Genomic DNA, 26,265 nt, shown 5'->3' on the forward strand with positions numbered 1-26,265 from the left:
GCGGGTGCTGACCTCAGATAGGTCGGCTGCCGTACTTGTTATCCGGCTTCTTCGGTGGATCCGCCACCACGTTGGCCTCGACTTCCTGCACTTTGCCGCCTTTAGCGAGGAACTCTTCCATCGCACGGGCCAGGGCATCACGCTCTTTGTTCTTGGCTTCAACGCTCGGCAATTCATCTACCGACACAGCAGCCTTGGCTTTGCCTTTGGCAGCCGGGGCAGGCGCATCATCGCCACCGTCGTCGTCAGCAACGTCTTCCGCCGCCGCTTCAAGACCTTCTTCGGTGTCGTCTTCGTCACCTACTTCGAGTTCGTCGTTTTCCAGATCATCGTCGCTCATGTTCTACCTCATGACTTGCGAAAAGCAGATTAGTTATAGCCCAGCTTCACCCTCTGTCGACGGCTGCCGGAAAAAAATCAACATCCACTGGATAACCAGTGGCTTATGCCCCATCACCGTGCAAGGTGGCGAGGACTTTACGAGCACCGCCATGATCACGGTGCTCGCCCAGATAAATACAGTTTTGCGCCCATCGGCGCGCATTCTAGCGCGCTCTGGGAAAAAACAAAGTGCCGAATACGCCTACATGCCTGTAAGACATTGGCACGCTGAAAAGTGCCGCGTGCATCCCATCACAAACAAGGCGTAAAAACCGCTACAGCGTATTACGACTGACAAACACCAGACAAAAAAATGCCCGGCAAGCCGGGCATCTTTTTTTCGCGTACTTACAAGTTGTAGCCGCGTTCGTTGTGTTGCGCCAGGTCGAGGCCGACGGCCTCTTCCTCTTCGGTCACCCGCAGGCCCATGACCATGTCCAACACCTTAAGGATGATGTAGGTCACGATCGCCGTGTAGATCACCGTGAAGCCAACGCCTTTGCACTGGATCCAGACTTGCGCAGCGATGTCAGTCACTGTGCCGAAGCCGCCCAAGGCAGGGGCTGCGAACACACCGGTGAGGATCGCACCCACGATACCGCCGATACCGTGCACGCCGAAAGCGTCCAGGGAGTCGTCGTAGCCCAGCTTGCGCTTCAGGCTGGTGGCGCAGAAGAAGCAGATCACACCGGCAACCAGGCCGATCACCAGGGCGCCCATCGGGCCCACGGTGCCTGCGGCTGGGGTGATTGCAACCAGGCCGGCGACCACGCCGGAGGCAATGCCCAGTGCGCTTGGCTTACCGTGGGTGATCCACTCGGCGAACATCCAACCCAGCGCCGCCGCAGCGGTAGCGATCTGTGTAACCAGCATCGCCATACCGGCGGTGCCGTTGGCCGCAGCAGCGGAGCCGGCGTTGAAGCCGAACCAACCGATCCACAGCATCGCCGCGCCGATCAGGGTGTAACCCAGGTTGTGCGGGGCCATAGGGGTAGTCGGGAAGCCTTTACGCTTGCCGAGCACGATGCACGCCACCAGGCCAGCCACACCGGCGTTGATGTGCACCACGGTGCCGCCAGCAAAGTCCAGTACGCCCCAGTCCCACATCAGGCCACCGTTGCCGCTCCAGACCATGTGCGCGATCGGCGCGTAGACCAGGGTGAACCAGATCGCCATGAAGATCAGCATCGCGGAGAACTTCATACGCTCAGCGAAGGCACCGACGATCAGCGCCGGGGTGATGATGGCGAACGTCATCTGGAAGGTGATGAACACGGCTTCCGGGAACAGCGCTGCTGGGCCGGTGATGCTGGCCGGGGTCACGCCCGCCAGGAACGCCTTGCCCATGCCGCCGAAGAAGGAGTTGAAGTTGACCACACCCTGTTCCATACCGGTGGTATCGAACGCGATGCTGTAGCCGTAGACGACCCAGAGGATGCTGATCAGGCCGGTGATCGCGAAGCACTGCATCATCACCGACAGAATATTTTTGGAGCGGACCATGCCGCCGTAGAACAGCGCCAGACCAGGGATGGTCATGAACAGCACCAAAGCGGTGGCGGTCAGCATCCAGGCGGTGTCGCCGGAATTGAGGACTGGAGCAGCCACTTCGTCTGCCGCCATGGCCAGGCTTGGCATTACGATGGACAACAGGGCTCCGAGCCCTGCGAATTTACGCAGAGTCATATTGTTTTCTCCTGGGGCGTTGGGGTTTGGCGGCTTAGATTGCGTCGGTATCGGTTTCGCCGGTACGGATGCGAATAGCCTGTTCCAGATTGACCACGAAGATCTTGCCGTCACCGATCTTGCCGGTGTTGGCGGCCTTGGTTATCGCCTCGATAACCCGGTCAAGATCCTTGTCGTCAATGGCGACATCAATCTTCACCTTCGGCAGGAAATCGACCACGTATTCCGCGCCGCGATACAGCTCGGTGTGACCCTTCTGCCGACCGAAGCCTTTGACCTCAGTAACGGTAATGCCCTGCACGCCGATCTCGGACAACGACTCGCGTACATCGTCCAACTTGAACGGCTTGATGATGGCAGTGACTAGCTTCATGAAAACTCTCTCCCGAATTGGTGGACTTGCCCCAGGAAAACAAACCCGTCTCAAGTCTAAGCGCAGTGCCTGGCTTTGTAACGCGTCGTCGCCTCGGCATTTGCCTTTGCGACGCCAGCGAACCACTGGTGACGAAACCTGTACCCCTGATCCGTCGGCGCACTGCATTCGTCACAGCGACTGCATCAGTGCATGGGTCATGATCGTCTAAGCAGAAACCTTGCCAGCTCCGTAAAAATCACTGAAATCAGTCCTTTGCCCACTTATGCCCACCTACGGGGCTTTTTGATGGCGGCAATGCGCACAAAAACAGTGCGTCGCCGCCCGGCCCTCTGCGCGAAAAGCGTGCGCTTGCCTCCGTGAAAAAGACTATAGACGCTGCGTGATACACTGCCGGCCAACAGTTTTCCGGAATATTTCCCATGCTCGCGCCCAAAGACCTCCTCGACGCCCTGAGCGGCCACGCCTCTCGTCTGTTCAGCGGCGACACCCCATTGCCCCGCAATGAAATCGAAAGCCAATTCAAGGCATTGCTGCAAAGCGGTTTCAGCAAGCTCGACCTGGTGAGCCGGGAAGAGTTTGATAGCCAGATGGTGGTGCTGGCCCGCACGCGCGCGCGGTTGGAGAGCCTGGAAGCGAAAGTCGCCGAACTGGAAGCCAAGCTCACCCCGCCTGCTGAATAAACGCGGTCAATGTGGGAGCTGGATACGTTCTGTAAAACCTCCCACCTTCGATAGCGTCACCCCTCGTCTACCCTTGAAAAAACCGCAGGAAGCGGTCCCTTTTTCAAGGAACGAGCATGTCCCTCGCCATCGTCCACAGCCGCGCCCAAATTGGCGTCGAAGCCCCTGCCGTCACCGTCGAAGTGCATATGGCCAATGGTCTGCCGTCCCTGACACTGGTGGGCTTGCCGGAAACGGCGGTCAAGGAAAGCAAGGACCGAGTACGCAGTGCCATCCTCAACTCCGCGCTGCAATACCCTGCCCGCCGCATCACCCTGAACCTGGCACCCGCCGACCTGCCCAAGGACGGCGGGCGTTTTGACTTGGCGATAGCCCTGGGAATCCTGGCGGCCAGCGTGCAGGTGCCGGCGTTGATGCTCGACGACGTGGAATGCCTCGGGGAACTGGCACTGTCCGGCGAAGTGCGCGCAGTGAAAGGCGTATTGCCAGCAGCATTGGCGGCGCGCAAGGCCGGGCGCACTGTGATAGTGCCGCGGGCGAATGCGGAAGAAGCCTGCCTGGCATCGGGATTGAAAGTGATCGCCGTGGACCATCTGCTCCAGGTGGTGGCGCACCTGAACGGGCATCAGCCAATCGAGCCCTACAAGTCCGACGGTTTGCTGTACCTGAACAAGCCTTACCCGGACTTGAGCGAGGTACAGGGCCAGCTCGCCGCCAAGCGCGCACTGCTGATTGCGGCGGCGGGGGCGCATAACCTGCTGTTCAGCGGCCCGCCCGGCACCGGCAAGACATTGCTCGCCAGCCGCCTGCCCGGGTTGTTGCCACCGTTGAGTGAGCAGGAGGCCTTGGAGGTGGCGGCGATTCAGTCGGTGGTCAGCCTGGCGCCGCTGAGTCATTGGCCACACCGACCGTTTCGCCAGCCGCATCATTCGGCATCAGGCCCTGCATTGGTGGGCGGCGGCTGTGGCTTTTCGAAATAAATGCGAATTTCGCGAATTTAATGCGACTGATAAAGACAGCTCGCGCCAACAGTAAGGAATCGCTTCGGTAGTCATGTGATCTGCTTCTACATAACGCTGGGTACCGCCATCGCGCCGGAGAGACCGTCGTCACGACTGAGCATCGGAACCTACAGCACGATCTGCAACCGGTTGTAGCATGCAGATCGTCTGGAATCACGCCCTCGGGCGATCATTCGTAATAGCATTTTGCCCCCCACTAAGATATGCGTATCATCCGTGGTTTTTCATGCCGAAGCGTTGGCCCTGTGGATCAGGACGCCCCATACGTCCCCTGACCACAGAAATCTCCGATGTCGGTTCAAAAGCGACACTGAAAAACAGACGTTGCCATTTTTGTAAGATCTCGAGCCAGTTATGCAGAAAAGGATTATTCAGCTACTTAGCAAGACGCCAGGATTGAAAGCACGCGAGATCGCTGGTCAGTTGGGCCTTGAACGCAAGGCCGTGTCACATCATCTCCACGAAAATCTAGAAGTATTTATACAAGACTCAGAAACATTCGGGTGGTCGATAATTAGGAGCGCAAGTTTCGTTCTAGAACTTAACTGCGGCGGAACCTGGCTTACGGAAACGCACTTCGAAAAAGCCCTGAGCAAAGCAGGCTCGCCGTTAGATGCGGATCACGGCCATGTCACAATCAAAATACCTGCCGAACGGAAGATACTTCTTTGCGCGGCGGCGAAAATACTTGCGATAGCTAACCAGCTTGCAGCCGCAAAGAAAAAAGTTGAGCTCGACTTTTCCGAGAATAAGTTAGCGCTTTCTTATTTGAACCGTGCAGGCTTTATCGACAGATTGGATCCAAGCATTAAGATACTTCCGAAAAGGCCGTCACGCTCAGCAGCAAAACTATATAATGCCAATAACGTTGGTTTGGTTGAGCTTCTGGAAATTACTGCGTATGGGGATAGAAGTATTAATGTTCCAGAGCGGATCAAAACTAGCTTCATCAAGGCGTTCGGCGAAAATCACTCCAGCAAGCTCTTTACGGTCGTGGCTGAATTCGTAGGGAATGTCGAGGAGCACTCTGCTACTCCGATCCCTGGTTTTGCAGGACTTCAGTGCTACGGAAGTGCAGATCAAAGACCCAAAGTGATTACTGTGATATCGGATTCCGGCATGGGCATCTGTGAAACGCTTCGTCCTGCAATTAACGAACGACTACCTGAGCTCGCCAGGAAGTTTGATCCATCACTCCCAGTCTCCAATCCAAAACTTATTCTTCATGCTATTTTGAAGGGCGGACTCAGTAGTCGGACCACAGGAGGCGGTACCGGATTACATAACAGTCATTCCGAAGCAGAGAAGTTAAATGCGACTATTAAAATTCGGCAAGAAAACTTTTCCGTTACGCTCGAGTACAAAGCCGGTGTACTTGAGAAAAAGAGCTGGGCATTAAATTTGCCAAAATTGATCGGAACTCACATTGTATTTGAATTCAGCTTGACAAAAACCCAACCTCTGCTTAAACTCGCGCCATGAACGAGAAAACTTACATCATAACCCTGCGAGACTTCACGGAAGAAAGTAACCCCTATGGAACTTCAAGGGGCAGGGAAACTTATACTAAATTATTGAATCGCATCGATGAACTTAAAGATGCTTCTACTATTGGTATATCGTTTTCCGGATTAGCCGCTGCTGATATCTCCTTTCTCCGAGAGTCACTAATTTACATCGTCAAGCGATACAGTAAAGAAATTACTTTTTTCGCTTTTAACTTCCAAAATGAAGACATCTTCGCCAACCTTGATGGCGCGGCAGTTTCTGCGGAGCAGCACCTTACGTGCTGGGTGAATGACCAATGCCGGTTTGCCGGACCTAGGCCAACTGCCTCCAGCAAAGCATTGCTGGACATGGTGATCAGCCACCGCTCTACCACAACAGCCAAAGTCGCTGAAGAACTCAATATCAGCGTTCAGAACGCCAGCACTCGCCTTAAGCGCCTCGCGGAAGAAGGTTTTCTGTTAAGGGTTGAAGAAGCTGCCGATACCGGTGGCAAGGAATTTGTGTACCAGGTCGTTGGCAAATCTGCTTAAATGGCTTCCATTAACCAGAAAAAGGGTCTAAGCTTCTGCTCAGGCCCTTTTTTTAGGTTCTGTTAAACGGATTCATTTATCGAGATATCCATTCGGAGCGAAGGAGGGAAAATGAAAGCTCGCTATGAAATCAAATGGACCACAAACGCAGAAAGGTACTTTCACCTTAAGGCCCCGAATGGAGAAATCATCATGTACAGCGAAAGCTACAAAACGCTGGCCGGATGTGAAAACGGCATCGGTTCGTGCCGCGAGCACGCTCCGTACGACAGGTTCTATGGAAGGGCCGCGAGCAAGGGCGAGAAACCGTTCTTTCATTTGAAAGCAGCAAATAACCGGATTATAGGGCAGAGCGAGCTTTACGAAACCGTACAAGCACGTGAGGTTGGGCTCGCGGCAGTCAAACGCTACGCCCCACAAGCAGATGTGATCGATCTAACAAAATAAGGCGCGCAGAGAAGCGCGTCATACAAGCTTAGGAAGCAGTATGAAAAGGAATTTGAAGGCAGGACATCGAAGGAAGGAAAGCTAAGCGCAATGGCAGTTGCGCCTTAGCTCAAACACGAATACGTCTGTGCTGGATGAGTATCTTCGTGCGCTGCCGATCGGTCAAGTACTGATCGTGTTCCCTCCGACGTGAAAAGAAATGGCTTCGTTTGAGGTCATTAACCGCCCTAAGGGGCAACCGTTTGGAGAAACAAACCATGCAAGTTACTTCCCAAAACCAACACAGCGGCTTCGTCATTGAAGTGGCTGGCAAGAACCTCGACTTCCGCAAGGTAGCCATCGAGGATAAAACTCCCACGGGCGCACAGATTGCGGCAGCGGCTGGCTTTAAACCGGATCAGTTGGCCATCGTCTTGCAACTCCTGGCTTCCGGGGCCATGGAAGACATCCGTCCTGATGAGATCGTCACGCTCACCCAAGACCCCACTCGCTTCTTGGTGGCGGAGACAGACCGCACCTACTTTTTCACAGTAGATGGCGCTCGTCTGGAGTGGCCTTTCGAACAGATCACCGGCTATCAGGTTCTCAAGCTGGCAGAGGTAGGTGAAAACAAACGCCTGCTGCTAGAGCGTGAGGATGAAGCCGACTTGGAAATTCAAGCCACCGACTTCGTCAACTTGGATAAGCCAGGCATTGAGCGCTTCGTTACCCGCAAAGCAGTGTGGAAGCTCAACGTTCAAGGAGTCATCCTTGAGATCGAGACTCCAACGATATCGGTACGCGACGCTGTAGTACGCGCAGGCATGAATCCAAATGAAGGTTGGCACATCTACTTCAAGGTCGAGGGTCAACCAAAGATGGAAAAGACGCTCGACGACATTATCGACTTGCGGACGCCGGGCATCGAAAAACTGCGCCTGACACCCAAGGATGTGGGCAATGGTGAGGTACCTGTGCCGCCACGTCGTTTTTTCAGTCTGCTCCCTGTCGATGAGCAGCATCTGGATCGGACGGTGGGTCACTGGGAAGCATGCTTGACCGCGGAGGGTAACCGTTGGTTGGTGATCAACGATTACCCATTGCCGCAGGGCTATACCCATCAGCGCGTGCGGCTGGCACTCCAAATTCCGGCGGGGTACCCCGCCACAGAGATAGACATGTTCTACCTGTATCCAGCTGTCGGCCTAAATAGTGGCGTCGCCATCCCCTGCGCGGATTACACAGTGGTTATCGATGGCGTGTCTTTCCAGCGGTGGTCTCGTCATCGCAGTGCCCATCCATGGAATCCAGCCACCGACAACGTCATTACTCACTTGGCATTGGTTGAGGGTTGCCTCCTCAAGGAGATCGGTGAATGAGTATCGACTCTCGTCTTGTGCTGACGGAGGAGATTCATGCCTCGCTTCGGGAACATCTGTTCCCGGGCGATGGTCTAGAAGCCGCCGCCATCCTCGTGTGCACGCGCTTTGAGGGAGAGCACCTGAAACTGCTCTCGAAGCACCTAATAACTGTGCCTTACGCCGAATGCGAACGGCGTGACGCTGACTACATTCGCTGGCCTGGCAGCTATCTCGAAAAAGCCATCGACCTTGCTGAGAGTGAATCGCTTTCGATTATCTTGGTTCACTCCCACCCTGGCGGCTACTTCGAGTTTTCCGAGGTAGACGACCAAAGCGATGCCAAAACCGTACCGTGCTTGATTCAAGGCGTTACCGCCGTTCACGGCTCAGCAATCATGGTGGCAGGTGGCGCGATGCGCGCTCGGGTCTACGATCTGCAAAACCGCTGCACACCGATCGCTCTAGTCACGGTTGCGGGCGATGACATTGAGTACTGGCAGGGATCTGTCCCTTTGCCAGACCAACCAGTGGTCGCCTTCACCTCCGGTATGACAGCAACTCTGAATCAGCTGAGCGCTGTCGTCATTGGCGTCTCTGGCACCGGCTCAATCGTGGCCGAACAGGTCGCAAGACTTGGTTTCGGAGAACTGATCCTCATCGATCACGATCAGCTAGAAGAGAAGAACCTTAACCGGATTCTGAATGCCACACTTCAAGATGCCCTGGCGGGTCGGCCAAAGGTGGAAATGTTCGCGCAAGCCATCAACCGTATTCGCACAGCACCGTTCACCAAATCAATCAACGCTTCCATCCTCACACGTGAAGCGGTTCTCGCGGCCGCAGGCGCCGATGTTATTTTCTGCTGCGTCGACACCCACCAGGCGCGGATGGTCGCGGATCTGATATCCACAACGTTCCTTATTCCGCTGTTTGACGTGGGGGTAAAGATTCCTACTCGTAAAGATGGCGATGATCACTGGATCATCACGGATGTGGTCGGTCGGATTGATTATATAAAACCCGGTGGATCGTCATTGGGTGATCGCGGCGTCTACACCCCTCAAACGTTGCTAGCCGAATACCTTTACCAGGTGGATCGGCATGCGCATAAGGATCAAGTAGAGCGCGGATACATCACCGGCATGCAGGAGGAGGCGCCTTCTGTGATAACGCTCAACATGCGTGCGGCATCAGCGTGCGTATCTGAATTTATCGCTCGAGCCTTCCCATATCGCGAAGATGCGAACGGCAAATATGCGCGAACTATTTTTACATTATCGGGCTGTGAGGAGGACTACTTCAAAGAAACAGCCTACTCCCCTAGCCCGAAGTCGCAGCTCGCCCAGAGCTGCAAAGAGCCGCTGCTTGGCCTTCCCGACCTGAGTGCGAGGACACAATGCTGAAAAAATTATTTCAGTACGTTGTGAGCAAGCTAGATCCACTGCTTCCGGCAAGAACGCTCACGGTGATTGAGGGGGATTCACTGCCAGCAAAGATGCCGATGCGATCACTCGTTTTAGCCAGAGACGGGCAAGAGGACTGGTGTGTGGGATTCAAATGCCCATGCGGTTGTGGACATACTATTGAGCTCTTGTTGATTGATGAGGCCAAGCCCAGATGGGATTGCGAACTCGATCTCCATGGTCATCCCTCCCTCTACCCTTCCGTATGGCTAAAAAGCGGCTGTAAATCTCACTTTTGGATTCGCCACGGCAAAGTACATTGGGCTTAGCCCCAGACCAGACTCAGGGTTACGAGCGAAATTTTCAGACTAAGGGGCTGTAAGGTGGCGCCAGTTAAACGTGTTGAATTCTCCTACCCACGATCCGATTTGACTCATCCCGACTCTGGCGTGGCACAACTGGGCGGCAATTACATCGTCTGGTGGTATGCCAAAATGCGGCAGAACATTCGTGCCTGCTCTATGCCTCTTGTGGATGTGTATTTCCGCTCCCTGAAAAAGAACGTTCCCTCGACAGGCCAATTTGTAAGCCTGCCGCTGAGCAGCATTCCTCACTATCGGATCGGAACGATCTGGCGGCAACTCAACAGTCCACACATGTGCGGCTGGTTTGCTGAATCATTTCTACATCGAATCACTGGAGACAACTATGCGTTTTAAGAAGATTACTGCCACATTGGCAATGATTCAGGTGCTGATTCTCTCGGGCTCTGCCTCGGCTCAGCAACTGGTCAATGATACGGCGATCAAACCTCAATTACACAAACCTCAACCGTATGAACTGGCGCTGGGAACCTTCATCAATCTGACGCTGGAGCGTGTAGATCCTGACCAGATATCGGCAATGGTGTACCAGAACGTCTACGACAACTTCGAGAACATCACCATTCCGAAAGGCAGTCGCTTGTTCGGGCGCCAGGTCGCTAAAGTCAACAATACTCGCGATGTGTACTTCAATGAAATTCAGCTCAGCAGCACGGGACAAACCTACACTCTCGAACCGCCATTGCAGGCAACTGGGCCTCTGGGAGAAGCCGGCATTGTGGACTTCAAGCCCGCTGCGATTGCCGGAACGATGCTGCGCAAAGATCTGATATTTCCCCACTAAGGCGGAATATCAGTTGGCCAAATTAACCGGCAAGACTGACGGCAATTAGATATCACCTCGTGATATTGCTATGACCGTCGCCTAGCAAAGGGAAATGCTCATGTCCGGTACTGGAGGGCCCCAAGGCCCCACAATCGAAACATCCGAGGTATGTGATCAGCTGTCGTTCCGTGCGCAGTTGGCCTCAACTAAGGAAGAAATTGTGGATCATTTGCATGTGAGTAACCGTCCGCGCAACACACCTTCCGTCATCATCATGGCGGTCGATAACGAAATTTTCTTCGGTGATCAAGATGCGAATCGCTGTGCATTTTTTGTAGGAGTTTCTCGTGCCAAGAGGCGATTGGTACTCACGCATGCTGCAGCACGAGAAAGACCAGAGGGTTATACAGAAAAGTGGAAGGTCCATCGGACTGAACAGGGGAAGTTTTTTATACAGCACACCTTTCGTGGTCACCACAGTAACGAATTGATTGACTATTTTTTTGACCGTAATTGGCGGATGTCCACAGTTCATGGAATGTGGACATCCGCTAATTTGCACGATCGCGTTTGTCAACGGTTTGATTCCAAAATTTCTCAGCAGTGGATTGTCGTCATTGCTGTAAAGCAAAGAATATTTTGCTTAACCGGCGGAAATCGGCATTAAGGCAAAGAATTGTTTGCCTTACGTATGAAGCAGAATCTGTGATGGGCTGAGGCACGAATGCAATGTTCCGTGCAGGAGGCATGCAGCGCAGCCTTGTTGCGGATGTAAATTTGAGGTGGTTCTTGTCAGATTTAACGTTAGATTTTTACGATCAAGCTCTTTTTAAACTGGAGCCTGCCTGGTTGCATTCGGTCAACCGCTGCGCATTTACTTATCCCAAACCGCAGATCAGTCTGGCCGGACGCTTCAAAGACCTTACAGGTGACTTACTTGTATTGTGGTATGGATCGTTCACGCCGAATGCCCGAGAAAGAACTGTTCCTCTGGTAAATGTGCATTTTCGCAGCGTTGACTCCAAGGGACAGCTGGGAAGCTTTCACACGGTCCCCATCGGGTTGCCTTACCTAAGCTATTTTCAGATCGGGACCGTTTGGCGTGAAGGCTCGTTGAGCTCAGACACCCAGATGGAAAATCTTCCAGAGCAGTATCTGGACTTCACCCCGAACAGATGGACATTCGTACAAGCCACGGAAGTGGGACTCACTTCCGCCTATAGCACCTACGAATTGCCGAGTTCCGTAGACTCATGGCTGATCGAATTCAAAGGCACAGGTGATGAAACTGTGCTAATTCCATGCGTGGAACTGTTAGTACGTCTTTATGGCCGTAGCTCCGAAACCAGTCGAATTCTCACGACATACCCTTGGGACGAAGTCCAAAAGCGATTTTTCTTTGACCATAGTGAGACCTGGGAAAAGAACGTCGTGAAGCTGCAGCCCAAAATCAGAGAAAGCGAGGCTGTGTTTCTCGCTCATATGCGGCATGACGAGTACGCCCGTTATCAGTGCAAAAAGCTATACGCGGACCTGGAGTCGGCCTTCAACGGCACGCAGAATCTGTCAGCTCCATTTGGTGATCTAAAAATTGCACCCTGGTTTACCGGCCTTGCGAAAGTGAGGGCGCGAGGGTTTTGGATTAATGATCGGAAAACGTTTCTCTGCCTGCGTCTCACCGGAGCGAGCGAACCACTCGGCCCAGAACTTGAGGTGTACCGGCCCGACTACAGCACCGAAGCACCGAGCGACGACAATGAAGATGATGGTGGGGTCTTCATCAAACGTCCGACAAAAACTCTTCCTCTGGACCAAAAGACTGAGCTGACTAATGACCAGGCCTCCGATCCCGATATAGGAACGCATATCCTTCTTCATGAAAGCTTTGAAGTACTCGGAGAGCGTCGGACTATCAACAAGCGCATTCAGCGCAAACCTGGTGAGCGTGGAAAAAAAATCCTACCTACAGGTGATGCCGATGTGCTTTCTGCTGGCGATCCTGGTGAGCGGGGATCTGGTGTCGGTAAAGCGGAAATTGTGGATGTACAACCGTGGGAGTCATCGGGCGTTCTCACAGACGTGTGGCAGGCACTCTGCGCATTGAGAAACGCATACTCAACCGTTATTGATCGAGTCGAATGGCTAACGCTCGATGGCCAACGGGGCACCGTAGGACCTGCGAAATTGGTTCTGCTTAAAGAGTTCGACGATGAAGATGAGGCATCTCCAGAGCAGAGCAAATGGCTTTATCTCGAACCCAAGCTCAAAATTTTACGTGGTGTGCAAATCGTCCGGATCATTTGCGGCGAACGCCATTTTTACTTATTCGAAACACAAAGGCGCCCGCTCGGCACTGCGAAGAACGATGCTGAGCCCGCGGAAGAGAAATCCCAAGGCTTTCTTATCGAGCTCTCCCTGCCGTCAGCAAGGGTAGAAGTGAAGCAAATCCTTGCCATGATTCGCCGCCACCAAGGAAAGTTTCGCGTTTTCCGCGGAAACCTACGAAATCCATGCGTGTCATTCAACCACAGCAAAAACGCAGACGATGAGATCCTGTATTTCACCTGCCTCAAGAATAACTTTGAGAAACTCGGCGTCTTTTTCCCTAGAGATCTTTAGCTTGTACGAGCGAAAGGCTGCGTGGATCCGGAATCCAATAGGTGACTCCTGCCAGGGTCACCGAGTAACCATTGCCCTCAGGATCAGGAATCGATGTCACCTCGCTAAAAGGGGCGGGATGTAAACGGTGAAAGTAAACCAAGGATTGGGTTATCCATGTGCGCTGAACATCAAGGCCTGATCTTGCCGCGATAGCGAGCTTGATCATCTGAAGCTCGAGTTTGGAACGCCGGCTTATTTCGATTTTTTTCTTGTCCACGACCAATGCGGCTAATCCCCCTCTTCGCGCATTTAAAAACGAAATGAATCCCCAGAGATTGGCTGCAATCCCTGGCTTAATTTTCAAGAGAATGTCGATTTGACGCTGCTCAACGGTGCCCCTTCCCTCGGACTTCGCCGTATGAAGAAGGTCTACAGCGGCACGTAGGCATGCACGCAACGAGCGAAGCTTTAGAGTGCCCATGCTTACTCGCTTTTCTAACTCAGCTTGGTAACCGCTTAACAACCTGCTATCCGCGTCGCACGATAATTCCGTCATAATTTGTCGGATTCGATCACGTTCAATATGCTCTTCCAGCAACGCATCACTGATTACATATCCCCTCACTGATGCGAGCCATCGCAGGGGAACTCGAGCTCGCCGTATACCGCCTATTCCTACCTGCATCAGCAGGTGCTCAGGGGGCGGCATCACCCCCCACTTTTCATCGATCAACATGAAAAAATCTAAATGACGATGAATAGAGAGCGCTGCGCGTTGATTGCCAATTTTTAACTGCAGCCACGAGCCAAACGCCAGATACTCGTTGATCACGGGATCGGTACGGAGCGCATTGGCGTCGAGCGTCAGGCGTTTATCGAACGTCCTCGACCAATAACAACTTTCACATTCAGAGCCTCGGCCTCCAGGAATACCCTTATCACATTTAGAACATTTCGCATTACTGGACTCGGCGCAACGCCGACAGATCCCCCTGCCATCCACCTGTAGCACGAGGAAGCGATGGTGGCGGCACATAGGGCAGGTTCGGGCAGACAATCGAGCGCACCGAGGGCAACACTTGATCGTTTGAGAGTCGAAAGCTGTACGTACGAGACGCGTGGATAGAACAGAACACCGCTCGCAGGGCTCCGGGACATTAAAGTAATGGGCGCAGGAATTACATGCTGGGCCATAGTCCGTCAGCTTTCCAACCGGACGACCTAGTCTTCCACAGCGCACGCAGGGTCGTGCAATTACGCATCGGCTACAAACAGCCTTGGCATCGAATATCGGCAGGCGAGAATAGTTTCCGCATCCTGAGCAAAGACGCCGCTTAAACAGGCGCGCATAGCATGTCCCGCAATACCGGTTGCCCGCATGGACCTTCTTGGCTTTTGTCATGGCCCTACCGCATTGATCGCAGTCGGTCGGACGTTCAGAGATGACCATAGGCAAAAATTTTTCGTTGAAGTCGAAGCCATTCACGCTCAACAACAAATCGATCCGCAGGCAGGCGGGATTTGCTGAAAGTGTATTGTTTGTGTGCGCGAACAGTCGTCGCTGAGATTAGAGATCGAGCAACCGTACCTATGAAGGTTTTGCTCACATGCGTTCCAAACACCGAAATTGGGAGTTTGTACTCAGTGATCGCTTGCACCACAACGACAGGAGGGTGAGCAACCAATGGAGCAAGCAATGCCAAAAGCTGCATTCGCTCACTTACCTCTAACAGTTCTAGAGGCAGGCCTGAGCAAATCTGATGGTGTGGTTCGATTTCTACCCCCAACGAGCTCAGCATACGCAGCGTTGGACCACTCTGGCTTCGCATGGCATAGCGCAAAACCCCCAATAATAGGTAGGCATACTCGAACCACTCGCCAGCTGCAAAAGCTGCGCTTCCAAAACTCATTTCATGGTCCGCGACGGACTGCAGTTGCAAGGCACCAGGCAAACAAACCCTGTTGTGCAATCCGGAACCGAGATTTTCACCACAAGCATGGCAGACCGAGCAATCGATCGCTGGAGGCTTCAACAGCTGTGGTTGAATGGGGGTATGGCATTGCATGCATCGACTGAGCAGGCAATTACCGTGTCGGAGACAACCTGTGTGCCATGCAAACCGCCAGCGATATCGAAAATACGGAATACCTTCCTCAAAGCAGGATGGACAATATTGCAAGCCACAGCGATGTCGCCGATTACGGGAGCCTAGTGAAAGAATCCATCGAACGTTTCCATGCCCTATCTCAGCGTTCGAAACGCAATTTAGGGCCGTAAGGAAACGCCTGGCAGTCACAGCGACATTTGGGAAATCATCACTAGTCAGACGTTCTAAGAGTGAGGGTTTCATACCGCAATCAACATCTGTCGCCCAAATCCGTACCCCCGGCCAGAGCACGCCGCTGAATGCTAACGGTGAGCAGCCATGAGCAAGTGCATTACGCACCAACCAGGAAGAAAACAATTCGCCGTCCTGGATAGGTTGATAAAGCGGCCAAGGATTCAAACTCTCTCCCTAATCCCGCGCGTAGGCCGAAGCCATGCGTGCTTTTCAATTGTTGCTTTGGTGATCTGTTCACTACCCGTGACAATGGCATCTTTGGCGCACTCCATTAGCAATCGGTGCAGATCACCAGTGTTACCACCTGAAATTGAATGAAGGGCCAAAGCCAGCTCAGGCTTACTCAAACCAGATGCTTGCTGCAGTGGGAGAATCGATTCGAACGATTTGATCAGGCGCTGAAACTCAGGAGATGGCTCCCACCGGCGAAGCGAGACCACATCAAAACGACTGGCGTGCTGCGGATCGGTGTGCAGCACCCGAACGGCATCAGACGTGCCCACACCCACGATCGGTATGGCCAGGGTGTTACACAGCAGCTTGAGGGCGTTCATGACCTCCCTTTGCTTGATCGCCGAGCCGGTCAGGAGCGAATGAAACTCATCGATCACCAACAGGCGAACATGGCACGAGCGGAACATATGAACCACCTGGTAGCGCAATTTTGCTGTGGCATCACTGGCACGGTAAGGCGCCCAAAAACTCTCAAGAATCGAGATGTAGAGCCCTTTCTCATCAGCCGCGGGGGGAGACTCCACCAAAATTACGGGTTTGACAGGCTCACTCTGGACGTTCACATAGCCTTGGCCGTACAGCTCCACAAATCGCCGAATAATGGTCGTCTTGCCATTGTTGGAGTCCCCTACCAGCAACAGATTAGGCATTCGTGGACGAGAGGGAATCGTCAGTAGCGCCCTCATAGCATTAATGATTTCGTGCGCGGCGGGGTACCCAATCCACCTGGGCTCCTGGATAAACCGGATGCGTTCCTCATCAGACAGGCTCATGACGGCACGAAAATCTGGATGAATGTGCGGGTAATCGCTCATAGGATTTCCTCAAACACCTCGTCCATATCGTCGAGCAATCCCAACAAACCGTGGGGAACGATCGTTTTTGGCTCTAGGGGGGCTGGAGCAGCGGGCGTTTTGTTTGTTTGATGGATTTTCTGTCGCTGGGCCAATCGACGCGTCTTTTTGGTGTGGGTCTTGGCGCTTTCCACCAGCTCGCGGTTCTCCATAATCAGCCGCTTGATGAGGTCATCGTCGATATTGGCCAGGCCTCTCTCGACGGCCTGCTTCTTGGCTGCGCGAAACTCCCACACACTGGTCGCAGGGAAGGACTGATTGGCCACGGGGATCTTGAAGTACTGCTTCAGGTGGGGATCGTAAAACCAGAGTTGGCTGATATCGCGTGGATCACGCCGAAAGATAAATTTTCGCGTCTTACCCGAATCGTCCTTGGCGTTTATCCACGGTCTCAGCGCTTCGGAGTAGTACGTCACATCGAGCTCCACGCCGTAGTGCTGGACGGTTCGCTCATAAGCGGGCAGGAAGTCTCGTTGAATGGTGAAAGGGTCTGCTGGCCGCGGAGGCATGCCAATCGCTGGAGTGTCATCACGGCCTCCAAAAATGCCGACATTCCACTTGTGAAGCGGACTCATGAAGATCTTCGAGTGATACTTGGCGTTGTACTTGAGAATTTCGCGTACCAGCCAGACTTCAAACTCCGAAACGGTCAGCGCCGCCTGGGCGTCGGAGTCGATGCCTTCGCGCTGCTGGATATTGCTGAAAGTGGTGCCGGGCAGGCCATGAACGGCTTGCATAAACTTCCCCATCAGCCGCTCGATATGACCGCCGTACTTTGGCCGTTTGATGGGGCGGAATCGGTTCTCAATCCCGTAGTTAGAGCAGGACCTGCGCAGGCTTTCAGATCTGAAGTCAGCACCGTTGTCGCTGTGCAAAACGCGAGGAAAGCCCCAGACAGGCCAATCACCTTCGATGCCGTGCGCAAGCAACCACTCTTCCTTGGGAATAATCGAATGCGCCACGCACATGGCGACGGAGATTACCGAGGGCGCGTCGATCGCCAGGTAGTAGCCCGTGATCATTCTTGAATGTACGTCGATGGCCAGTGTCAGCCAGAGACGCCCGATGGATTTACGATGCACGTCGTCGACGACCATTACATCGATCGGTGTATGGTCAATCTGGACGACCGCGAGCGGGTACTCGGCGCCGGGAAACGCGCCAGGGGAAGGGGTGTATGCGTTGCGTGCTTTATCTGCAAATCCCCGACCACGAAGAAACTGCTTATCAGTGATACGGCTGATGCGTTGACGAATAGTCGACTCGGCCACCATGGGAACACCGCGTGCTTCGGCACGAATGCGAAATTCACTGACCGCCTTGCTGACCGTGGGACGTGTCTTGCTGAGATAATAATCGTGAATCACCTCATCGATGAGCGCATCGGCCTCGGCTGGAATACGGACGCTGCCAGACTGCCAGCCGCGTTTTCTTGGAATTAGGGCCAGCAATTCTCCCCAGCTTTTGTAACGGTCCATCCAGCGGTAGATCGTCGCACTGTCCACCTGGTACAGCAGCGCGCGAGCCTTGATCTCGGCCTTGGTTCGAACAACGTCTCCAAGCAATGGCTCAATGGCCTCAAATCGCTTCTTCGCAATCGCCCATTGCTCTTCGGTGATGCTTTCCGTGTCGTAATTGACATAGAGGCCGTCCAGTCGCTCCTGGGCAACCGGTTTGAGGCCTTCGACCGGCAAGGCCGAGGCGCGACCGCTGTATACATCAATTCCGACCACCGTCTTGAAGTCCAGTACCTGGTTGATTCGGTAGACGTCCTCGCCATAACGAACAAACGCATTTCGCTCGAGGGAAACACGTGCGCGATCAGGCACAAAAGCCTGAGGTTTTTCCTCGTGAGTATTTGTCTTATTCATGGCGAGGGGATCCAGACATCGAGAAAATCGTTCAGCGGCTGACGGATGTCGCAGTCGAGCTGACGCGTCGCGATCAGGTACCAGATGTGACTGATGCCGCGCCCGCGGTAGATGCCGGCAAAATGAATCGCCAACAAGTAGTGCACCGGCACTGATCCGGCCTCACGAACCGTTTGAACAACCCATTCACTCTCCTCACGTGAGAAGTCCATCGCTTTGTACCGGTCGAGGAACTGGATGTTGGCAAAGCCAGTGTCATGAATTCGGGACTCGTCGTAAATGTGGAACGCCCATCCTTGTTCCCGTGCATATCGCCAGGCGGCTTTCCATTTCGTCAGCCATTTGCGCCAGTCTTTAACCCAGAGGTCGCGAGGTTTGATCTCGACCAGTAAAGGCACCGGGTAGTTACCAAACTGACAGTCACCCAGGTGATAGTTGATGAGGAAATCAGGCGTGTAGGTATGGGTGCGCGCGCCGTCGCCGTGAAAAGGGATTTGAACCGGCTGCGCGATAACGTCACTCACCTGACTGGAAAATGTCATTCGCGCAAGGAAATCACGCTCGAGCAACGACTCATAGGGAATGCTATCCCCATTACGCAGCGGATAGGTGCCGGAAAGGCTGCGTCTCGTCGGCGCAATTGGCCGAGTCTGCTGGTGGGCGACGACGGGAATACGGTGGGTCTGCATGATGTTCACCTGGTCAACCGAATTCCAGGAATCATGCTTTGAGTGTAGGCCAAAAATGTCGCCAATTCGGCCCCAATTAGGGGGTGGAACGTTACGTCAACGATAAAAAGTTGCCGGCGGAGAAAGCTACTCCAAACCTAAGATCTAAGAGGCCCTTTACACCGATAATTTCGGCAAGTCAAAAAATGTACGCTGAAGGAGGGACAATTATGTCACTCGACTTAATGCTGATGCCCTTAGCGCCAGGGCATGGACGGAGAAACGTAACCTCAAGTACGCGCGAGTCGAAGCGAATCAATAGTGCATAAAATCGTAACGAATTTCGCCTATTGCGCTACACTATCGCGCTATTCTGAAACAGTTTACCCCGTGAGCGAATCATTCCGTGGAATACCTCTCTGAAATTCTGAAGATCCTGGATGGGGCCCTCAAGGCGAATGCCAGCATGGCTTCAAACTATGCCGGCCTCCTGGCCGACAAGCTTGAGGGCGATGGTGACAAGCGCCAGGCGCGCATGATTAGAGAGCGACTGGCACGTGCACCCACTGCGCTGGCAACTGCCCAGGATGCCGCCAATGGTTTTAGCCACACCAACTTGCCCACTGACGGCGAAAGCCATTTGCATACGGTGGATGTGAGTCGTCCAGTGATGGACAAGGAGTCGCTTCTACTTTCGAGCGCCGTTGCGATCCGAGTGGACGAGTTTCTGGCCAACATCCGCCGGTTTGATGATCTGGCGCGTGTCGGGGCTGCTACGGCTAGTCGCCTTCTGACCTACGGACCTCCTGGCACTGGTAAAACCAGGCTTGCGCGTTATGTTGCCGCGCACTTAGAACTGCCTTTGCTGACTGTGCGTTGTGACACCTTGGTCAGCAGCCTTCTTGGTCAGACCAGTCGAAATCTGCGCCGCGTTTTCGACTACTCACAGCAACAGCCATGCATCCTCTTCCTGGACGAGTTCGATGCGCTCGCCGGTGCTCGTGGCAACGAGCGGGATGTAGGAGAGCTGCAGCGGGTGGTGATTTCGTTGTTGCAGAACATCGATGCGGTCCCCGAGAGCACCATCATCGTGGCGGCTACCAACCATGACCAGTTACTCGATCCTGCTATCTGGCGGCGCTTTAGCTTCAGAATTCCCATGGCTGAGCCGGATGGGCAACTGCGCAAATTGCTTTGGAAGCAGTACTTGGAGCCGTTCAGCTCGGAGGCCCTAAACTTGGACAACCTAGCCAAAGTTTCTAAGGGGATAACCGGGGCTAATATTGAACAGGTGTGTCTTGACACCAAAAGAGCGGTCGTTCTTTCAAATCAGTCGTCCATTGACGAAGACGAACTTCTGCGTAGGTTGGGTTTGAATCTTGCGCTAGGTACTGGCCGAGTGCTATCTAGTATCGAGTCAGAAATTCGGTGGCTTAATGGATGGGCGCCCAAGTACTTCTCTCTGAGGACGCTTGGAAGACTGTACGACCTTTCGACTAGGCAAATAAGAAAGATCCTCAGGGAGGAGATCGGCAGTGACTCGCAAGAATGTACACGCGCGGGAATCGTTGAGTGCGAGGGTTGAGAACCCTTTCATCCACGTTCCATTCCAGGCAAAAGACCTGTCCTCTATAGAGCGGGGTGGCGGAGGTGGGGGCACAGAGCTCGCACTCGTCGATGACGCATACCGCGCTGCTCTTTCGAAGGCTCTGTTTAGAGCCTCCACTGCGCTTTCTCGCGAGCAGACCCTTTATCCACAAGCTCTCTCGCACCTTGTCCTCAAACTCCGTGATACAGGTATCGCCAAGAGCCACCGACCAGTTCAGCTCGCCCGAGAAGCTGAGCTGGAGCCGGCCGGTCATGCCAGAATCGATGAGATGCTTGTGGGTGCTACTTCCAGCAGCTTTACCGAGTTCAATCGAGTCATTCTCAAGCGCGATACCCGAACTATTCGCAGCAACCTCAGCGCGATAGAATCAATTGAACCTTGGGATCGTAAGCGTCGCAATCCTCAGGGTAGCAAGCAACTGCTTGACCACGGCCGAGCTGTTATGAGGCTGTTTCAGTATCAGCACGACAGCCTGAACGAGCTGAACTACGAGTCTGTTCTAACAACGCTCAAGTCGCTTTCACTTCCTTTCATCGAGATCGCCCAAGGCCGTGGGCTGCCCATCATTGGTATCCAGGACTTGGACGGGATTGGGGGCGACGGACTCGACGTGCTTCTGGACTTTCCGGGGATTCGTACCATTTATGCCGAACCTTTCTACCTTCCGCAGAACACGGTAGTCGTGCCGCAAAGCGGCGCGAGTGCTAGTAAAGCTTCCGCTCAAGAAGTGACTCTACCGACCGTGGCGGTATTTGATACTGGGGTAAGCAGAGATCGATCGCCCATCGCGGCCTTCTTGAAGTCGCAGGACATATACGTTCTTCCGCCAGACACCAACCATGAGCATGGCACTGCGGTGGCTTCACTGATCGCTGCAGGCTCTTTCTACAACGACAAACACGCTTGGATTCCTAATACGCCGGCTTTCATTCATGACGTCTGCGCGCTTGAGGCAACCGGCGCCCACATGAGTGACCTGGAACTACGGCTTCAGGAAGCAGTGCGTCGAAGACCTGATGTGAAGATCTGGAACCTGTCCGTGGGTGGGGATCCTTGCGATGAGAGCAACTTCAGCGACCTTTCGATGACGCTCGATGAGTTAAGCGACAAGTACCAGGTGCTCTTCGTCGTGGCAGCAGGGAACTACAATGACCTCCCGCGCCGTAATTGGCCTACCCCTGTGGCACTCAAGGATAGGATTTCCACGCCTGGTGAATCCGTGCGCTCGCTGACAGTGGCTTCTGTAGCTCACATTGACGCTACCGACGGCCTCACCGCTGCTGGAAATCCTGCCCCTTATTCACGCTGCGGGCCTGGTCCTGTATTCACCCCTAAACCTGACCTTACCCATGTTGGTGGGGGCGTCCATGCTCCGTGGTCTGCTGGCACGTCGAGTCTCAAAGTGTTGGCACCGCAGGGGCATTTATACCACTCATTCGGTACGAGCTATGCCGCACCGCTGGCCTCCTGCATGGCTGCTCATGCTTGGCAGGCTCTGGCAGGACTTCACAATCCCAATCCTGGCCCCTCGCCGTCGTTGGTAAAAGCGCTGATGATCCATTCGGCGCAACTAGCATCACCGGACTATGACTCCTATCAGCGTCGATACTTTGGTGCTGGCCGACCCGATGATGTGCTGAGGGCGCTCTACGACTCGGACGACTGCTTCACCTTGGTTTTCCAAGCGAATTTGGTTCCAGGAAATATGCGCTGGAGGAAGTCGCCTTATCCAATGCCTGATGTTCTGATCGAGGACGAGAAGTTCTGCGGTGAGATCATCATCACGGCCGTTTACGCTCCGCCACTGGACCCTAATGCAGGTAGCGAGTACGTACGGGCAAACGTTGAATTGAGTTTTGGGACAATTGAGGGTGACAACATTACCGGCAAAGTCCCAATGGAAAGCGAGGAAGGCCAGAGCGGCTACGAAACCGCACAGATCTCAAGTGGAAACAAATGGTCTCCGGTAAAGGTTCATCGGAAGGCTTTTCCGCGGGGGGTCGCCGGAAAGATCTGGGGGCTTCAGGCTACTGCGCTTCTGCGTGCATATGAGCCCGCGCTTACTGAAGCTTTGCCTGTGCACATCATCGTTACCATACGATCGCTCGATGGCGACCTACGCGTGCGGGCTGCTGGCATGCGCGCCCTAGCGCAAAGCAACTGGGTCAGCACACCATTGCCTCTGCGTGTTCCCATCAACGTTATCAACCGCTGAGCTTAAGGGGCTTCACGCTCAGTGTGTAGGTTTGAGAATTAATGTGACCTTGGGGATTGGAGGCCTTAATTATGAACATGCGGAAGCTAAAATTACTGCGGCTAGAGTCGGGAGCATCTGCGGTAATGCTCAGGATCGAGCTCAATAAATCCAATCATTCTCAGGCGATACTGGACATATGGATGTCCATGGCTTGGGATACGTGACCGCATTGATTGCTTCTGTATCGCAAGCGTATTTCGTTGACGAACCAGTCGTTTGCATCGTGCATGCCCCCCCTACGCAATGATCGGTAAGGCTAACGGCGTCGCTTCAACCAGTCTGTTATGCGAGCGGAGCAAAACAAAATAAAGTGGTAAAAGGCATTGACGCGGTCGGATTAGATCTTTGAATTTAACATGGGACGTTCCAGCGCTTGAGAAAGCGAAAAAAACTTCAGGGGAATGACGAATTTAGACGCCAAATGTAGTTAGTAGGCATGTTATAAAACTTTATCAACATACAATCTGGAATTGTTTGCTAGGAAGCTAAGAATGCAAAAAATTTTTTCACTGGGAACTCGGCAGCTTAGAAGCTTTGGTGAGCACCAAACGCCAATCCCAATAAAGCCAATAAACATTTTTGTAGGAAAAAATAGTTGCGGAAAAAGTACTTTCTTACGTACTTTTCCTTTATTGCGACAGTCGATACAGGCAAATACAAAATCACCAATTTTGTGGTTTGGTGATTTAGTCGATTTTGGAGACTTCAATACTGCACTTCACGATGGAGGCAAGGAAATATCTTTTGATTTCAATACCAGGATCGAAATTGATGAAAAAGAAGAGGGCTGGGCGTTAGTTACGCTTCTCAATGCGCCAGGTTTTCATAAAAAAACCTCGGCATATGATGTGTGCGTAAGCATATCTATCAGCAAGGTCGCGGAGAAACAATTAAAAACAAAGCTCACATTTGTTATAGATAACACAAGAATAGAGTTGATCTACAACAATGACTCGGTAGAACTTGTATCGGCAACGAATGTTAAATATGACACAGCCTTTACATTCAGCGGGAAGTTAATTACTGAACATGGATCATTGTTTCCATTGGCCATTCGTGGCTTGCGTGAAGTAAAGACTGAGAGTACCGCTAAGCATTATACGATAACTAACCCTATTCCTGCGGAAGCTTTGAACTACTTATCAAAGTACCTCGCGGAGTTTCATCACGGCACGAAGAAAACAGCTCGGTTGCGTGCGGAATGTCAGGAGCTCTCGATATCACCATATAATGAGCTACGTAAAAAAATAACTCACACATTTTCTAAAGATAAGCACTTTCAAAAAAGCCTAGAAACAGAACATGAAAGAATTACTGAAATAAGCTTTACCTTGCTCATGACAAAAGTCCTTGATAGATTGCTGGCCTCGGCAGATAAGCTGTTTAGTGAGTTTTTCTCTGGTGTAAGATATCAAGGGCCTTTGAGAGCTGCGGGAGAGCGCTTCTATAGGTATCAGGATTTAAGAGTGGACGAAGTCGATCATACAGGTGGAAATCTGCCTATGGTTATTAACTCTCTGGAATCAATAGAACAAGCGCAGTTAAGCAGATGGATATTAGAATATTTTGGCTTTGAGCTTAAGTTGCTATCAAATGGGCTTCATTATGAGCTTCTTATCCGTGAGGAAGAAGATAAAAAGTTTCATAATATTAGTGATATGGGTTTTGGGTACTCTCAAATTCTTCCGGTGATAGTTTCGATATGGCTGGAGTCTGTGTCCACAGGACGCTCTAGGAGATTTAGAGTGTCGCAACAATCTGTACCGAGAATAATTGTTCTAGAGCAGCCTGAGCTTCATCTTCATCCCGCGCTTCAGTATAAGTTCGGTAGATCGCTAGCAAGAGTCATGAGTAAAACCAATAGGTCGGATTTATATTTTATAATAGAAACGCATAGTAAGCATCTGATTGACGCTATTGGTGAATCCATTCGAGAAAAAGAAGTCTCAGAATCTTCGGTCAATATAACTCTTTTTCAAAAGTTGGACGATGGTGTAACTGAAACTCAAATTTCCGGCTTTGATGAAAACGGATATCTTGTCAACTGGCCTGTTGGATTCTTGTCTCCCGAATATGATTATTAATATACCTAGCAAGCTAGACTTGCACGTAGATCGCGAAGATAAAATTATTGCCCTGGAGAATATTATTAAGTCTCATGGAGAGGGGAAACATTTGATATGGATGCATGCAGAAACCATTAAAGAGCTGAGCCATATTGATGAATTTGGGCATTTCACAAAGCGTACGCTGAATGCGTTAATTAGTCAAAGCACTGAGTACGCATACATCCATAAACAATTCGATTTTCACGTATCTGTAAACTTTGAGGATAAACATGCATTAAGTTATTCAGATAAAGTCTTAAATGCAGGTTATCTTAAATTTCTAGACAGTGCATCAACACAGCAGCCTATATTGCTAGCAGAAAACGATCATGATGGGGAAATTTACTGCTGGGGAGCAAAAACTTACCTTCAGATTAGAAGTCTAAATAGTCTAAAAGTTAATATTGAAATATTATCTGGCGGAGGCAGCACAACTTACGACTGCTTTACTAGGTTAAATTCTGGCCTACGCTTTTTTGCATGCTATGTTGATAGTGATAAGTGCCACCCGAGGTGGCCACTAGGAAGCACTGCTACTCGTTTTAAATATATAAGCCCTGGTTATAACGGTAGGAGATATTTGGAAATCTTAGACTGTCACGAGGTTGAAAACATAATACCTTGGAAAGTCTTGAACGCGCTACACAAAGAAAAACTTGAAAATAGCCTAGTCCACAAATCAGAAAATATTTCTTTTAGGACTTATCCGGACCATAAATCTGGATTAACTGTAGGAGATGCGTTAGCCAACGATAGGGCTCATCATGACAACTACTGGGGTAAATTCAAAGATTTCTCTCCTGATACTGAACTTTGCCCTGGGTTCGGAGAAGGACTTTTGAAGCAAAGCGTCGAGTATGTGAGTAGGTTGTCGCCGAAGTCGTCAAAGGCCCATGTGGATGAAACAATTGATTCTGAGTGGTTAAAAGTTAGTAGATCTATAGCGTCATGGGGAGTTTCTGGTCGGGGCCTATTGAGCTAATTGACTTTAGTTCAATAAATCATATAGCCAAGACTATCAAATACTCGAATTATTAGCTTGTATTTAATGCGATGAATACGAGATCTATAGGTTTTTGTGATTGATACACACGTCCGACGTTTAAAGTGTTAACTATGAGCATGCGAAATGAAGTAAATACTGCGATTACATTCAGAAATATGTGCGAATTCTCTCAGGAGAGATCTCAATAAAGGC

General features: G+C 52.1%; 23 protein-coding genes and 3 pseudogenes. 16 read left to right on the forward strand and 10 right to left on the reverse strand.

Annotated features, from left to right (window positions below; translation table 11 throughout):
- Window positions 1-13: 13 nt before the first annotated feature.
- From sutA to glnK, 4 genes and pseudogenes are all read right to left on the reverse strand, one after another.
- Window positions 14-340: a transcriptional regulator SutA gene (gene sutA, locus OZ428_RS32175; protein ID WP_016975879.1), complete on the reverse strand. Its 327-nt coding sequence runs from the start codon at window positions 338-340 to the stop codon at window positions 14-16.
- Window positions 341-443: 103 nt separating this feature from the next.
- Window positions 444-518, reverse strand: a pseudogene (locus OZ428_RS32180) (secondary thiamine-phosphate synthase enzyme YjbQ); the annotation flags it as partial.
- A 211-nt stretch (window positions 519-729) separates the two neighbouring features.
- Window positions 730-2,067 (reverse strand): ammonium transporter, encoded by a 1,338-nt coding sequence (locus OZ428_RS32185; RefSeq protein WP_016975881.1) that lies wholly within the window; start codon window positions 2,065-2,067, stop codon window positions 730-732.
- Window positions 2,068-2,101: 34 nt separating this feature from the next.
- Complete coding sequence (gene glnK, locus OZ428_RS32190) at window positions 2,102-2,440, reverse strand: P-II family nitrogen regulator (RefSeq protein WP_002555808.1); 339 nt, start codon at window positions 2,438-2,440, stop codon at window positions 2,102-2,104.
- Between the two features lie 422 nt (window positions 2,441-2,862).
- On the opposite strand from glnK, the gene OZ428_RS32195 reads away from it, so the two are divergent.
- The 12 genes and pseudogenes from OZ428_RS32195 to OZ428_RS32250 all read left to right on the forward strand — a co-directional run bounded on the left by OZ428_RS32195 (window position 2,863) and on the right by OZ428_RS32250 (window position 13,142).
- Entirely contained in the window at window positions 2,863-3,123 is a 261-nt protein-coding gene (locus tag OZ428_RS32195) for an accessory factor UbiK family protein (protein ID WP_038843546.1), read from the forward strand.
- 116 nt (window positions 3,124-3,239) lie between these two features.
- Window positions 3,240-4,085 (forward strand): annotated as a pseudogene (locus OZ428_RS32200) (YifB family Mg chelatase-like AAA ATPase); the annotation flags it as partial.
- 414 nt (window positions 4,086-4,499) lie between these two features.
- Window positions 4,500-5,627: an ATPase gene (locus OZ428_RS32205; RefSeq protein WP_269132288.1), complete on the forward strand. Its 1,128-nt coding sequence runs from the start codon at window positions 4,500-4,502 to the stop codon at window positions 5,625-5,627.
- A complete protein-coding gene (locus OZ428_RS32210; protein WP_269132289.1) occupies window positions 5,624-6,184 on the forward strand; it encodes a winged helix-turn-helix transcriptional regulator in 561 nt (186 codons plus the stop codon). The genes OZ428_RS32205 and OZ428_RS32210 overlap by 4 nt, the downstream gene beginning before the upstream one ends.
- Window positions 6,185-6,295: 111 nt before the next feature.
- Entirely contained in the window at window positions 6,296-6,631 is a 336-nt protein-coding gene (locus OZ428_RS32215; protein WP_269132290.1) for a YegP family protein, read from the forward strand.
- Between the two features lie 257 nt (window positions 6,632-6,888).
- Window positions 6,889-7,989 (forward strand): multiubiquitin domain-containing protein, encoded by a 1,101-nt coding sequence (locus tag OZ428_RS32220; protein ID WP_269132291.1) that lies wholly within the window; start codon window positions 6,889-6,891, stop codon window positions 7,987-7,989.
- Entirely contained in the window at window positions 7,986-9,374 is a 1,389-nt protein-coding gene (locus OZ428_RS32225) for a ThiF family adenylyltransferase (RefSeq protein WP_269132292.1), read from the forward strand. The genes OZ428_RS32220 and OZ428_RS32225 overlap by 4 nt, the downstream gene beginning before the upstream one ends.
- A gap of 98 nt (window positions 9,375-9,472) precedes the next feature.
- Window positions 9,473-9,703: a DUF6527 family protein gene (locus tag OZ428_RS32230; protein ID WP_269134243.1), complete on the forward strand. Its 231-nt coding sequence runs from the start codon at window positions 9,473-9,475 to the stop codon at window positions 9,701-9,703.
- A gap of 54 nt (window positions 9,704-9,757) precedes the next feature.
- Window positions 9,758-10,093: a hypothetical protein gene (locus OZ428_RS32235; RefSeq protein WP_269132293.1), complete on the forward strand. Its 336-nt coding sequence runs from the start codon at window positions 9,758-9,760 to the stop codon at window positions 10,091-10,093.
- The gene (locus tag OZ428_RS32240; RefSeq protein ID WP_269132294.1) at window positions 10,083-10,541 is read left to right on the forward strand and encodes a hypothetical protein; all 459 of its coding nucleotides are present in this window, start codon (window positions 10,083-10,085) and stop codon (window positions 10,539-10,541) included. The genes OZ428_RS32235 and OZ428_RS32240 overlap by 11 nt, the downstream gene beginning before the upstream one ends.
- Window positions 10,542-10,641: 100 nt before the next feature.
- Window positions 10,642-11,190: a hypothetical protein gene (locus OZ428_RS32245; RefSeq protein ID WP_269132295.1), complete on the forward strand. Its 549-nt coding sequence runs from the start codon at window positions 10,642-10,644 to the stop codon at window positions 11,188-11,190.
- 80 nt (window positions 11,191-11,270) lie between these two features.
- Entirely contained in the window at window positions 11,271-13,142 is a 1,872-nt protein-coding gene (locus OZ428_RS32250) for a hypothetical protein (protein WP_269132296.1), read from the forward strand.
- Here the strand turns inward: OZ428_RS32250 and OZ428_RS32255 are convergent.
- From OZ428_RS32255 to OZ428_RS32275, 6 genes and pseudogenes are all read right to left on the reverse strand, one after another.
- The gene (locus tag OZ428_RS32255; RefSeq protein WP_269132297.1) at window positions 13,129-13,956 is read right to left on the reverse strand and encodes a hypothetical protein; all 828 of its coding nucleotides are present in this window, start codon (window positions 13,954-13,956) and stop codon (window positions 13,129-13,131) included. The genes OZ428_RS32250 and OZ428_RS32255 overlap by 14 nt on opposite strands.
- Window positions 13,957-14,560: 604 nt before the next feature.
- Window positions 14,561-15,034 carry a hypothetical protein gene (locus OZ428_RS32260; RefSeq protein WP_269132298.1) on the reverse strand — a complete coding sequence of 158 codons (474 nt, stop codon included), beginning with the start codon at window positions 15,032-15,034 and terminating at the stop codon, window positions 14,561-14,563.
- 189 nt (window positions 15,035-15,223) lie between these two features.
- Window positions 15,224-15,631 (reverse strand): annotated as a pseudogene (locus OZ428_RS34805) (TniQ family protein); the annotation flags it as partial.
- Window positions 15,628-16,515: a TniB family NTP-binding protein gene (locus OZ428_RS32265; RefSeq protein ID WP_269132299.1), complete on the reverse strand. Its 888-nt coding sequence runs from the start codon at window positions 16,513-16,515 to the stop codon at window positions 15,628-15,630. The pseudogene OZ428_RS34805 and the gene OZ428_RS32265, both read right to left, overlap by 4 nt.
- Window positions 16,512-18,425: a Mu transposase C-terminal domain-containing protein gene (locus OZ428_RS32270; RefSeq protein WP_269132300.1), complete on the reverse strand. Its 1,914-nt coding sequence runs from the start codon at window positions 18,423-18,425 to the stop codon at window positions 16,512-16,514. Before OZ428_RS32270 ends, OZ428_RS32265 begins: the two co-directional genes overlap by 4 nt.
- A complete protein-coding gene (locus tag OZ428_RS32275; RefSeq protein ID WP_269132301.1) occupies window positions 18,422-19,114 on the reverse strand; it encodes a TnsA endonuclease N-terminal domain-containing protein in 693 nt (230 codons plus the stop codon). The genes OZ428_RS32270 and OZ428_RS32275 overlap by 4 nt, the downstream gene beginning before the upstream one ends.
- 385 nt (window positions 19,115-19,499) lie before the next feature.
- On the opposite strand from OZ428_RS32275, the gene iteA reads away from it, so the two are divergent.
- From iteA to OZ428_RS32295, 4 genes are all read left to right on the forward strand, one after another.
- The gene (gene iteA, locus OZ428_RS32280; RefSeq protein ID WP_269132302.1) at window positions 19,500-20,678 is read left to right on the forward strand and encodes an anti-phage ATPase IteA; all 1,179 of its coding nucleotides are present in this window, start codon (window positions 19,500-19,502) and stop codon (window positions 20,676-20,678) included.
- On the forward strand, window positions 20,629-22,917 hold the full coding sequence (iteS, locus tag OZ428_RS32285; RefSeq protein ID WP_269132303.1) for a S8 family anti-phage peptidase IteS: 2,289 nt from the start codon (window positions 20,629-20,631) through the stop codon (window positions 22,915-22,917). The genes iteA and iteS overlap by 50 nt, the downstream gene beginning before the upstream one ends.
- Window positions 22,918-23,450: 533 nt before the next feature.
- Window positions 23,451-25,043, forward strand: a complete 1,593-nt coding sequence (locus OZ428_RS32290) for an AAA family ATPase (protein ID WP_269132304.1) — start codon at window positions 23,451-23,453, stop codon at window positions 25,041-25,043.
- Between the two features lie 19 nt (window positions 25,044-25,062).
- Window positions 25,063-26,049, forward strand: coding sequence for a hypothetical protein (locus OZ428_RS32295; RefSeq protein WP_269132305.1), 987 nt, complete (start codon window positions 25,063-25,065; stop codon window positions 26,047-26,049).
- Window positions 26,050-26,265: the final 216 nt, after the last annotated feature.

The organism is Pseudomonas sp. GXZC, from assembly GCF_026967615.1.
Classification (GTDB): Bacteria; Pseudomonadota; Gammaproteobacteria; order Pseudomonadales; family Pseudomonadaceae; genus Aquipseudomonas; species Aquipseudomonas azotoformans_A.

Coding starts and splice junctions, on each gene's coding strand:
- OZ428_RS32270 (WP_269132300.1), bottom strand. CDS start 18,425: ATGAATAAGACAAATACTCACGAGGAAAAACCTCAGGCTTTTGTGCCT.
- OZ428_RS32205 (WP_269132288.1), top strand. CDS start 4,500: ATGCAGAAAAGGATTATTCAGCTACTTAGCAAGACGCCAGGATTGAAA.
- OZ428_RS32215 (WP_269132290.1), top strand. CDS start 6,296: ATGAAAGCTCGCTATGAAATCAAATGGACCACAAACGCAGAAAGGTAC.
- glnK (WP_002555808.1), bottom strand. CDS start 2,440: ATGAAGCTAGTCACTGCCATCATCAAGCCGTTCAAGTTGGACGATGTA.
- OZ428_RS32210 (WP_269132289.1), top strand. CDS start 5,624: ATGAACGAGAAAACTTACATCATAACCCTGCGAGACTTCACGGAAGAA.
- OZ428_RS32290 (WP_269132304.1), top strand. CDS start 23,451: ATGCAAAAAATTTTTTCACTGGGAACTCGGCAGCTTAGAAGCTTTGGT.
- OZ428_RS32250 (WP_269132296.1), top strand. CDS start 11,271: ATGCAGCGCAGCCTTGTTGCGGATGTAAATTTGAGGTGGTTCTTGTCA.
- OZ428_RS32230 (WP_269134243.1), top strand. CDS start 9,473: ATGCGATCACTCGTTTTAGCCAGAGACGGGCAAGAGGACTGGTGTGTG.
- OZ428_RS32245 (WP_269132295.1), top strand. CDS start 10,642: ATGTCCGGTACTGGAGGGCCCCAAGGCCCCACAATCGAAACATCCGAG.
- OZ428_RS32260 (WP_269132298.1), bottom strand. CDS start 15,034: ATGAGTTTTGGAAGCGCAGCTTTTGCAGCTGGCGAGTGGTTCGAGTAT.
- OZ428_RS32195 (WP_038843546.1), top strand. CDS start 2,863: ATGCTCGCGCCCAAAGACCTCCTCGACGCCCTGAGCGGCCACGCCTCT.
- OZ428_RS32265 (WP_269132299.1), bottom strand. CDS start 16,515: ATGAGCGATTACCCGCACATTCATCCAGATTTTCGTGCCGTCATGAGC.
- OZ428_RS32240 (WP_269132294.1), top strand. CDS start 10,083: ATGCGTTTTAAGAAGATTACTGCCACATTGGCAATGATTCAGGTGCTG.
- OZ428_RS32220 (WP_269132291.1), top strand. CDS start 6,889: ATGCAAGTTACTTCCCAAAACCAACACAGCGGCTTCGTCATTGAAGTG.
- sutA (WP_016975879.1), bottom strand. CDS start 340: ATGAGCGACGATGATCTGGAAAACGACGAACTCGAAGTAGGTGACGAA.
- OZ428_RS32275 (WP_269132301.1), bottom strand. CDS start 19,114: ATGCAGACCCACCGTATTCCCGTCGTCGCCCACCAGCAGACTCGGCCA.
- OZ428_RS32225 (WP_269132292.1), top strand. CDS start 7,986: ATGAGTATCGACTCTCGTCTTGTGCTGACGGAGGAGATTCATGCCTCG.
- OZ428_RS32185 (WP_016975881.1), bottom strand. CDS start 2,067: ATGACTCTGCGTAAATTCGCAGGGCTCGGAGCCCTGTTGTCCATCGTA.